This window comes from Lentzea alba (assembly GCF_047445655.1).
Classification (GTDB): domain Bacteria; phylum Actinomycetota; class Actinomycetes; order Mycobacteriales; family Pseudonocardiaceae; genus Lentzea; species Lentzea alba_A.
Genome location: NZ_JAJAEG010000017.1, coordinates 215,953 through 225,862, shown reverse-complemented (window position 1 = coordinate 225,862; position 9,910 = coordinate 215,953). Strand labels below are relative to the sequence as shown.

The 9,910-nt window shown below is 67.9% G+C and carries 7 protein-coding genes; 4 read left to right on the top strand and 3 right to left on the bottom strand.

Annotated features, from left to right (window positions below; translation table 11 throughout):
* Positions 1–259: 259 nt before the first annotated feature.
* Both LFM09_RS28145 and ssd read right to left on the bottom strand, forming a co-directional pair.
* Positions 260–715, bottom strand: a complete 456-nt coding sequence (locus LFM09_RS28145; RefSeq protein WP_414099561.1) for a hypothetical protein — start codon at positions 713–715, stop codon at positions 260–262.
* A gap of 540 nt (positions 716–1,255) precedes the next feature.
* Positions 1,256–2,290 carry a septum site-determining protein Ssd gene (gene ssd, locus LFM09_RS28140; protein ID WP_414099560.1) on the bottom strand — a complete coding sequence of 345 codons (1,035 nt, stop codon included), beginning with the start codon at positions 2,288–2,290 and terminating at the stop codon, positions 1,256–1,258.
* 457 nt (positions 2,291–2,747) lie between these two features.
* Between ssd and LFM09_RS28135 the strand changes: the two genes are divergently transcribed.
* The 4 genes from LFM09_RS28135 to LFM09_RS28120 all read left to right on the top strand — a co-directional run bounded on the left by LFM09_RS28135 (position 2,748) and on the right by LFM09_RS28120 (position 8,564).
* Entirely contained in the window at positions 2,748–3,542 is a 795-nt protein-coding gene (locus LFM09_RS28135) for an HAD-IB family hydrolase (protein WP_414099559.1), read from the top strand.
* A gap of 630 nt (positions 3,543–4,172) precedes the next feature.
* Positions 4,173–5,831, top strand: a complete 1,659-nt coding sequence (locus LFM09_RS28130; RefSeq protein WP_414099573.1) for a glycoside hydrolase family 3 N-terminal domain-containing protein — start codon at positions 4,173–4,175, stop codon at positions 5,829–5,831.
* Positions 5,828–7,033, top strand: a complete 1,206-nt coding sequence (locus LFM09_RS28125; protein ID WP_414099558.1) for an exo-beta-N-acetylmuramidase NamZ domain-containing protein — start codon at positions 5,828–5,830, stop codon at positions 7,031–7,033. Before LFM09_RS28130 ends, LFM09_RS28125 begins: the two co-directional genes overlap by 4 nt.
* Before the next feature lie 7 nt (positions 7,034–7,040).
* A complete protein-coding gene (locus tag LFM09_RS28120) occupies positions 7,041–8,564 on the top strand; it encodes a serine hydrolase domain-containing protein (RefSeq protein WP_414099557.1) in 1,524 nt (507 codons plus the stop codon).
* Here the strand turns inward: LFM09_RS28120 and LFM09_RS28115 are convergent.
* Positions 8,547–9,884: a PLP-dependent aminotransferase family protein gene (locus tag LFM09_RS28115; protein WP_414099556.1), complete on the bottom strand. Its 1,338-nt coding sequence runs from the start codon at positions 9,882–9,884 to the stop codon at positions 8,547–8,549. The two genes, LFM09_RS28120 and LFM09_RS28115, sit on opposite strands and share 18 nt — an antisense overlap.
* Positions 9,885–9,910: the final 26 nt, after the last annotated feature.

Genomic DNA, 9,910 nt, shown 5'->3' with positions numbered 1-9,910 from the left:
GCTCACCTACGGCCCAGGCCGCTTGACACGGTCATTGAAACTCCTCGGGTTGCGAGTTCGGGCGGCGGGTTGGGCAGCGGTCACAACGCGACTTCCAGACGGCCGGTGTGGCAACGGGTCGGACAGCAGTCGCGGCGGTGGGTTCGGCGGCGGTCACGGCACGACCTCCGAGTGGCCGGGCGGAGCGGCGGGACGGACAGCAATCACGACACAGCTCCGGCATCGGGAACATCAGCGGCGACAACGGATCGCATGGCGGTCATGGCACGACCGCCGAGCGGCCGGACGGACAGCCCTCTTCAAGCAGTTGATCGAAGTGACGGGTGGGGGTGGCGGCCGCAGCGCACCCCATGGACGACAGGAATGCCAGCTGCGGCAACGGTTGGCTGAAGATCACGACGCGACCGCCGAGCGGCTGGTGGGGCGGGCGGCGGTCATCTCGCGACCGCAAGACACCCGGAATGCCAGTCGCGGCAACGGGTTTGGCGGCACGCCACAACCTCCACACGGCCGGGTGGGGCCTCTGGGCTGGGCGGCCGTCACGGGCGCAGCCTCCAGGCGGAGGGTGGAGCCTGCGGGTCGGCAGGTCGCCAGGGGCGCAACCTCGTGCCAACCGGCCCGCCAGCGGATGTGCCAGCTGCGGCAACGGGTCGGGCAGCAGCAGGCCCGTCGCGGCCTCCAGGTCCCGCCCGAGGCGGCGGGTCGCGACCGTCACGACGCAGCCTCCGGACGCCGGACATGCCCGCCGCGGCAACAGGTCTGGCGGCGGCCGTCATGTTGCGGTATCTGGGCGGCGGGCGTGGCGGCCGTAGGTGATGTCGCGGCCCATGAGGCGGAGCCAGGACTCGTAGCACCAGGCGAAGAAGCGGCTCATTTCGGCGGCTCCCGGAAGATGTAGCGGGGCGGGATGGGACGGCCGTAGCGCAGCAGGTTGAGCAACACCCGCCACACGATTCGGAGAAGCGTCACGGGTGCCGCCCCTCGATCACGAAGTGCTCTGGCACAACGGCGCGGCTGCGACTAGGCACGCGCAACGGAAACCCGTTGCGCGCCACAGACACCCCTAGGGAGGCGTGGCCTGACGAGCGACAGTTCTGGGGGTCGGTCGCGCTGGGCTGTCCTGGCGTTGAGCAGCAGCTGCGGCAGGGTGCTGGATCTGGGACGTGCGCGGCTCGGGCCACGCCTTCGCGGAGCTTGGGGTTGGCGTGCATGACCTGACGCAGGATCACCGACAGGCGAAGGCAATCGAGACAGGTCACGGGCGTAGCTCCTTCAGGATGCGGCGGGCGACGGTGGCCAGCGGGCCCTTGGCGTCGCGGGGGAAGTGGCCCCGCTCCAGCGTTTCGGCCAGGCCCGGTTCCGGGCGCATTTGAGTCAGCAGGGGGATGCCGATCACCTCGGCCATGTCGGCTGCGGCGAGGTTGCCCGGGGACGGACCGCGGACCACCAGGCGGAGGTTGCGGCCTTGGGTCAGCAGGCGGGAGGCGACTCGGGTGGCTGCTGCGGTGGCTCGGACTTCGGCTGGCACGACCAGGACTGTCAGGTCGGTGCGGTCCAGGGCTGCGGAGGCGGCGGCTGTTGGGTGGCGGGGCAGGTCGCAGACGACGGTGTTGCCCGCTCGGCGGCCCGCGTCCAGGACTGCGGCCACTGCTGCCGGTTCTGGGTCTGGGCCGGCGCGGTCGCAGGCCAGGATGCTCAGGCTGCCTGAGGTTGGCAGGGCTGCTCGTAGGGCGGACATCGGGACTCGGCCGCCTGAGCAGTGGACGCCTGGCCAGCGGGCGCCTTCCTCGGACTCGGTGCCCAGGGCCAGGTCTATGCCGCCGCCCAGCGGGTCGCAGTCCACGAGCATCGCCTCGCCTCCTGCTGCCACGGCTTCGCGGCCGCAGGCGATGGCGAGGACTGAGGCGCCGGCGCCTCCGCGGCCGCCCACGAACGAGACCACTCGGCCTCGGTCGGAGGGTGGGCCCTCGCCCACGTCGGTGAGAGCGCTCACCAGGGCGCGGCCGTCCAGCGGGAGTTCCAGGACCCCGTCGGCTCCTAGTGCGACCGCCGGGGCCCAGGGCGGGTCGCCGCCGTGGACCACCAGTACGCCGGAGCGGCGTGGGAGGTCGGCGTCCACGCAGGCGGAGACGGCGGTCGGGTCCAGGAGCACCAGCGGGGCGGAATGCCATTGCGAGCGCAAGGAAGTGAGGTCCGGCGCGCAGGAGAGCGGGCAGTCCGCGGCGGCGGCCAGGCGGAGGACCTCGTCCAGGAGGTCCTGGTCCGTCAGCAGGGCGGTGGGGTGGGTCATGGGGTCCACCGTGCTGGGTCGTGATGAACGACACAACGGGTGAAGATCCAGATGTGGACAAATCGGGGGGTGTGGACAAGTCGCGATCTTGAGACCGCTCGACTACCGGGAGTGTCCGGGGTGTGTGCGACGCTGGAGGGCTGGGCTCAGCACACGCCTAAAACGGCGTCAAGAGCGGCATAGGTCCAGTCGCGGCCACGAGGAAACGGGGTCCGGATATGGGACGACCCCCGCCAGGGGGGAGGGACGGGGGTCGTCAATGGTTCAGTCCCGGGGGGTCGGACTGAACCCGTCCGTCGAACCGGACTCTCCTACTGTATCCCCATGCGCCAGTGCTGCGCGCAACTTCGGCAACAGCTGCGGGCCAAGTTTCGGTAACCGTGTCCCACAACGATTTCGTACACGAACGAAATGCCGCCCGAACGGCCTACTGACGAGTACACCTAAGCTGAGCTACATGAGTCGGATCGCCGCCTTCTTCGACCTCGACAAGACCGTGATCGCGAAGTCGAGCACGCTGGCGTTCAGCCGTCCCTTCTTCCAGGAGGGGCTGATCAACCGCCGCGCGGTTCTGAAGAGCGCTTATGCCCAGTTCGTGTTCATGCTCGCCGGCGCGGACGCGGACCAGATGGACCGCATGCGCGCGCACATCACCGCATTGGCCGCGGGCTGGGACGTCGAGCAGATCCGCAGCATCGTGAACGAGACGCTGCACGACATCGTCGATCCGCTGGTTTACAAAGAAGCGACACAGTTGATCGCCGACCACAAGGCGGAGGGTCACGACGTAGTCATCGTGAGTGCGTCGGGTGAGGAACTGGTCGCGCCGATTGCCCACATGATCGGTGCGGACTACAGCGTCGGAACGAAGATGGTCGTCCTGGAAGGCCGCTACACCGGCGACGTCGACTTCTACTGCGCCGCGGACAACAAGGCCGTCGCGATCAAGCAGCTCGCCGCCGAGCACGGCTACGACCTCTCCAAGAGCTACGCCTACTCGGACAGCGTCACGGACCTGCCGATGCTCGACGTCGTCGGCCACCCGACGGTCGTCAACCCGGACCGGGGCCTGCGCCGCACCGCCGCGCAGAAGGGCTGGCCGGTGCTGCAGTTCTCGGACCCGGTGAGCCTGCGCTCCCGCATCCCCACCCCGTCCGGCAAGGCGGTGGCGGTCACGGCCATCAGCCTCGGCGCGGTCGCCGCGGCCGGCGCCGCCTGGTACGGCCTCCGCCGCAAGCGCAACCGCGACTGAAGTCAAGTCCAAGAAGGACATCCGCACCGATGGAGACCCGTACCGGCCAGTAGTGGCAACACGGTGCACACGTGGTGTCCGCGTGAGTGCACGTGCCCGCCCTGTCAGCGGTACCCGAACACGAACAAACGCTCACAAATCCTGAAACGGCAGTACTTTCACTACTGAACGTGGCTTGAACGGTGCACCCGTCCGAGCCCTTGCTGTGACCGGCGGCACGCACTTAAATGGGTGGTGCGGAACTCGGGTCGGCCAGGGACCTGGCGAAGAGAAGCCAGACTCCACCCCGGCAGGGCTCCGTGCGCGGACTTCGAGTACCCACGCGCAGCACGCCGCGGGAGGCTTGTCGTCTAGGGCCTGCGTACCGGGACGCCGGACGCCGAGGCCAGGGTTGTACGACTAGAGTTGCACGCTTGGTAACTCGCAAGCCCGCGCTGAAGACGGGGCACCCTTTCGAGGGTGCCCCGTCTGCTTGTTCGGTCAAAAAGTGACTCCGAACGGCAGAATGGCCACCCGTTGACCCGCCCCACAGCCGTGAGTAACTTGCGAAATACGCCAGTTACCTGTGGGAACATCACCGGGAGGCACGGTCAAGTGCGGAAAATCGCCGCGTTCACGCTGGTCACAGCCATGGTCGCCCTCACGCCGGTGGCGAGAGCGGACGCCACGGTGACCACGCTGCGCGGGATGTCGCTGGAAGAGAAGGTCGGCCAACTCTTCGTCACGTACGTCAACGGCCAGGCCGCCGACGTCCCGCACCCCAAGAACCAGACCGACTTCGGCGTCGCCACCGCCGCGGAGATGGTGCGCAAGTACAAGCCCGGCGGCGTCATCTACTTCAACAACTCCACGCGCGACAACATCGACACCCCGAAGCAGATCGCGCAGCTCTCCAACGGCCTGCAGAGGGCCAGCCGCATCCCGTTGCTCATCTCGACCGACCAGGAGATGGGCCTCGTCACGCGCATCGGCCCGCCGGCCACGCAACTGCCGGGCAACATGGCCCTCGGCGCCGGCCGCTCCACGAAAGACGCCGAAGAGGCCGCGCGCATCACCGCGCAGGAGCTCCGCGCGATGGGCATCAACCAGAACTTCGCGCCGGACGCGGACGTCAACTCCAACCCGGCGAACCCGATCATCGGCGTGCGCAGCTTCAGCAGCGACCCGACGCTCGCGGCCGACATGCTGAAGGCCCAGGTCACGGGCTACGAGGGCCGCCGCTGGTTCGACCCGGACTCGGTCACCGCGACCGCCAAGCACTTCCCCGGCCACGGCGACACGTCCGAGGACAGCCACACCAGCCTGCCGGTCTCGAACCGCACCCTCGACCAGTGGCGCCAGATCGACGCGCCGCCGTTCAAGGCCGCCATCGCCGCCAAGATCGACTCGATCATGACCGCGCACATCCAGGTGCCGAAGATCGACCCGTCCGGCGAACCGGCCACGCTCAGCCCGAAGATCATCACCGGTCTGCTGCGCGAGGAGCTGAAGTACGACGGCGTGATCGTCACCGACTCGCTGGAGATGGCCGGCGTCCGCAAGCTGCACCCCAACGACGCGGAGATCCCGATCCTCGCCATCAAGGCGGGCGTGGACCAGCTGCTGATGCCGCCGAACCTCGGCCTGGCGATCGACAGCGTCGTCAAGGCCGTCCGCAGCGGTGAGATCTCCGAGCAGCGCATCGACCAGAGCGTCCTGCGCATCCTCAAGATGAAGCTCATGCGCGGCGTCATGCTCACCGCCGAGGTCGACGAGAACAAGGTCGACCAGATCGTCGGCTCCAACACGCAAAAAGCGCAGGCCATCGCCGACCGCACCGTCACCGCGATCCGCAACGACGCGCAGGCGATCCCGCTCAACGCCACCACTCCCCTGGTCGTCGGCACCAGCGACGCCCCGGCCACGGCACTGGCCACCAGGATCAAGGGCACCAAGGTCGTCACCGCGACGAGCCCCACGCCCGCACAGATCCAACAGGCCCTCGCAGCGGCGGCCAACGCCGACAAGATCGTCGTGCTGACCAACAACCTGAGCACCCGGCCCGCCCAGCTCGACCTGCTCAACCAGCTGATCGCGACGGGCAAACCGGTCATCGCGGCCGCCACCAGCAACCCGTACGACGTGGCGTACAGCGCCGCGAAGACGTGGCTCGCCACCTACTCGACCACCACCGTCTCGATGGAGGCACTGGCCAGGATCCTGCTCGGCGAGACCAAGCCGCAGGGCAAGCTCCCGGTCGACGTGCCCGGCCCGCTCTCCTACAAGTTCGGACACGGGGTGACCTGGTGAGAAGGCGGCAGTTCCTCGCAGCGAGCGCACTGTCCGTCCCACTCGTCACCGCCGGCACCGCCAACGCGGCCCCGAGACTCGCCACCGGCGCTGAGCAGCTCGCGCACGACGGTTGGCGAAAGCTCAAGGGCCGCAAGGTAGGCGTGCTCACGAACCCGACGGGCGTGCTCAAGGACCAGACCCACGTCGTCGACTCGATGGTCGCCAACGACGCCAAGCCACATGCGGTCTTCGGCCCGGAACACGGCTTCCGCGGCACAGCGCAAGCGGGTGGTTCTGAGGGCGACTATCAAGATCCACGCACCGGTATCCCGGTGTACGACGCGTACGGCGCCAACGCCACGAAGCTCGCAGCGATGTTCACGAAGGCCGGCATCGACACGGTCGTGTTCGACATCGCGGACGTAGGAGCGCGCTTCTACACCTACATCTGGTCGATGTACACGGCGATGCAGGCCGCCCCGAACCTCGACTTCATCGTCCTCGACCGCCCGAATCCCATTGGTGGCACGGCGAACGGCCCACAGCTCGACCCCGCCTACGCCACCGGCGTCGGCCTGAAACCGATCGTCCAGCAACACGGCATGACCGTCGGCGAGCTGGCCCGTTTCTACGTCGGCGAGTTCGACGTCAAGACCAACCTCGAAGTCGTCAACGTCAAGGGCTGGCGCAGGAACCAGCTCGACACCGGCCTGCCGTGGGTCCCGCCGAGCCCCAACATGCCCACCCAGGACACCGCGCTGGTCTACCCCGGCACGTGCCTGTTCGAGGGCACCGTGCTGTCAGAAGGCCGCGGCACCACCCGCCCGTTCGAAACCGTTGGCGCGCCTGGCATCGACTGGCGCTGGGCCGAATCTCTCAACGCTTTGAACCTCAAGGGCGCGAGGTTCCGCGAAACCTACTTCGCGCCGACGTTCAACAAGTTCCAGGGCAAGACCTGCGGCGGCGTCACCCTGCACGTCACCGACCCGCACGAGTTCGACGCGATCAAGGCGGCCGTCGCCATGCTCAAGACCGCGAAGTCCTTGTACCCCACCGTGTTCGCCTGGCGTCCGGACAACTGGATCGACAAGCTCAGCGGCTCCGACCGGCTGCGCAAGATGATCGACGCGAACGCAGGACTCGACGAGATCGTCGGCGCCTGGCAACAGGAGCTGCAGAAGTTCCGCCGCACCCGCCTGCCCTACCTGCGCTACCGGTGAGGACGCCATGCTCATCCCTGCACTGGCCGTCGCACTCGTGACGGCCGCGATCCCCGGCCACTTCGACCAGCCCCAGGACGGTTTCGCGCCGCAGTGGACCACGCTGCGCCCGTCCAACCCCTACTGGGCGCACCTCGACCCCGAGCCGATCAACGCCGCCCTGCGCCAGCTCCGCGAGTTCCAGAAACCCCAGGCCAACGGCAAACCGCTGTTCGCCGGCGCCGTCACGATGTACGTGCACGACGGCAAGATCGTCACGCACGACCGCACCGGTTACGCCGTTCTCTACAAAGACCAGCAGACCAAGTTGCCAGAAGAAGAACGCGTCCCCATGCAGAAGGACACGATCTTCGACTTCGCCTCGATCTCGAAGCTCTTCACGTCCATCGCCGTGATCCAGCAGGTCGAACAGGGCCGCATCGACATCGATGAACGCGTCGCCACCTACCTGCCCGAGTTCGGCGTCAACGGCAAAGAGAACATCACCGTCAAGCAGCTCCTCACACACACGAGCGGCCTCGAACCGTTCATCCCGTTGTGGAAGCTGTACCCGGACATCCCGAGCCGCATCAAAGCCGTGATGGACGTGAAGCCGAAGTCCACGCCCGGCACCACGTACGTCTACTCCGACCTGAACCTGATCACGCTCGGCGAGCTCGTCCACGAGGTCAGCGGCAAACGCCTCGACGAAGCCGTCAAAGATGGCATCACCAAGCCGCTCGGCATGAATGACACCGGCTACAACCCGAAGGCCAAGAGCCGAACGGCCGCAACGGAGTTCCAGGCCGCACCGCCACGCGGGATCGTCCGCGGCGAGGTGCACGACGAGAACGCGTGGTCGCTCGGCGGAGTAGCCGGTCACGCGGGCGTCTTCGGCACGGCCAAGGACCTCGCCGTCCTCGGCCAGACGATCCTCAACGGCGGCACGTACAACGGCCGCCGGATCCTGAACGAGCACTCCGTCGAGCTGATGCTGACGAACTTCAACCAGCAGTTCCCGGACAACTCCCACGGCCTGGGCTTCGAGCTCGACCAGCGCTGGTACATGGGCGCGTTGAGCGCTCCAGGAACCGCGGGCCACACCGGCTACACCGGCACGTCGTTCGTGATCGACAAGGCCTCCCGGTCGATCGCGATCCTGCTGAGCAACCGCGTGCACCCCAGCCGTGACTGGGGCAGTGTGAACCCCGCCCGCCGGGTCGTCGCCGACGGACTGGCCAACGCACTCGCGGTCAAGTCGCATGGAAAGCAGTGGCGTGCAACGACTTCCGGCGGCACCCTCACCGCGGAGCGCCCGGTCGAGGTCTTCGTCGACGTCGACAAGGGCGACAAGCTGACCGTCCAGCACTGGGACGGCACTCAGTGGCAGGACGTCCGCACGATCACCACCACACAGCGCCGTTGGGTTGCCACAGAACAGCAGAAGACCCGCTTCGTCTACACCAAGGCGGGCCAGTACAACGGACGTGGCGTCTACGTCCACGCCCGTGGTGACGTCACGGCGGAGGGCTGGTCAGCAGCACGCCGCTAGCACCTCGGCAAAGCTGGAAAGCGCCCGTGGAAACGCGGGCGCTCCAAAGCTGACCACGATCCCGCTGCGGTCGTCGTCGCTCTTCTCATGCCTGAACCACGAGAGAGGACTGATCTCGATCCCACGTTCGCGCGCGGTCTGCACGATGGCTGCTTCATGCGGTGTGTCGAGCACGGCGTGCATGCCGGCCGCGATACCGGACACCGACACGTACGGCGAGACGGCCTCCACGAGCCGGTCACGCCGCCGTTGGTACTTCAACCGCATCCGCCGCACATGGCTGTCATAGGCGCCCGACGACAAGAAATCCGCCAGCGTCAGCTGATCGAGCATGCTGATGTACTGCTCGCGATCGGTCTTCAACGCCAGGATCGGATCCACGTACCGGTCCGGCAGCACCATCCACCCGATCCGCAACGCCGGCGACAACGCCTTGCTGGACGTGCCCAGGTAGACCACGTGCTCCGGATCGAGCCCCTGCACCGCACCGACGGGCTGACGGTCGTAGCGGAACTCACCGTCGTAGTCGTCCTCAAGCACAAGACCGCCCACGCGCCGTGCCCACGCCACGGCTGACGCACGTCGTATGGGGTGCAGCGGCCCACCCAACGGGAACTGGTGCGCCGGCGTCAGCACGACAGCACACCGGTCGTCCGGCAGCTGCTCGGTGTTCGCGCCGTGGTCGTCGACCGCCAACGGCACCGTCGACCGCCACAACGTCCGGTGCGGCTCCAGCCCGTACTCCTCGACCACGACCGGTGGCTTCAGCAGCCGGTTGAACATCCGGATGCCGTCCGCGAACCCCGAACACACCACGATCCGTTCGGGATCGGCCCGCACGCCGCGGGTCCGCGCGAGGTACTCGGCCAGCGCCGTCCGCAGCTCGATCCGCCCCTGCGGGTCCCCCGGCCCGAACGCCTCCGAGGGCGCCGCCGTCAACGCCCGCCGCGTCGAGCGGATCCACTCCGTGCGCGGGAACTCGGTGATGTCCGGCGTGGAGACCGTGAGGTCGAACCGCACGTCCGGCTCTGCAACCCTGCGTGTGACCGGCGGAGGCGGCGAAACCCGTTGCGCAACCACGGTTCCAGAACCCTGACGCGCGGTCAGCCACCCCTCCGCCACGAGCTCCGCGTACGCCTCGGCGACCGTGTTCCGTGCGATCCCGAGGTCAGCGGCCAGCGATCGTGAGGCGGGCAGCCTGGTCCCCGGCGGCAGACGCGCCGAACGGACCGCGTCCCGCAGCGACGCCGTCAACCGGTGCCGCAGTCCGCCCGAACCGGACAGGTCCAGGTGGAAGTCAAGATTGGCCCACGATTCCACGCTTGAATTGCACCATGCCAAGGGCC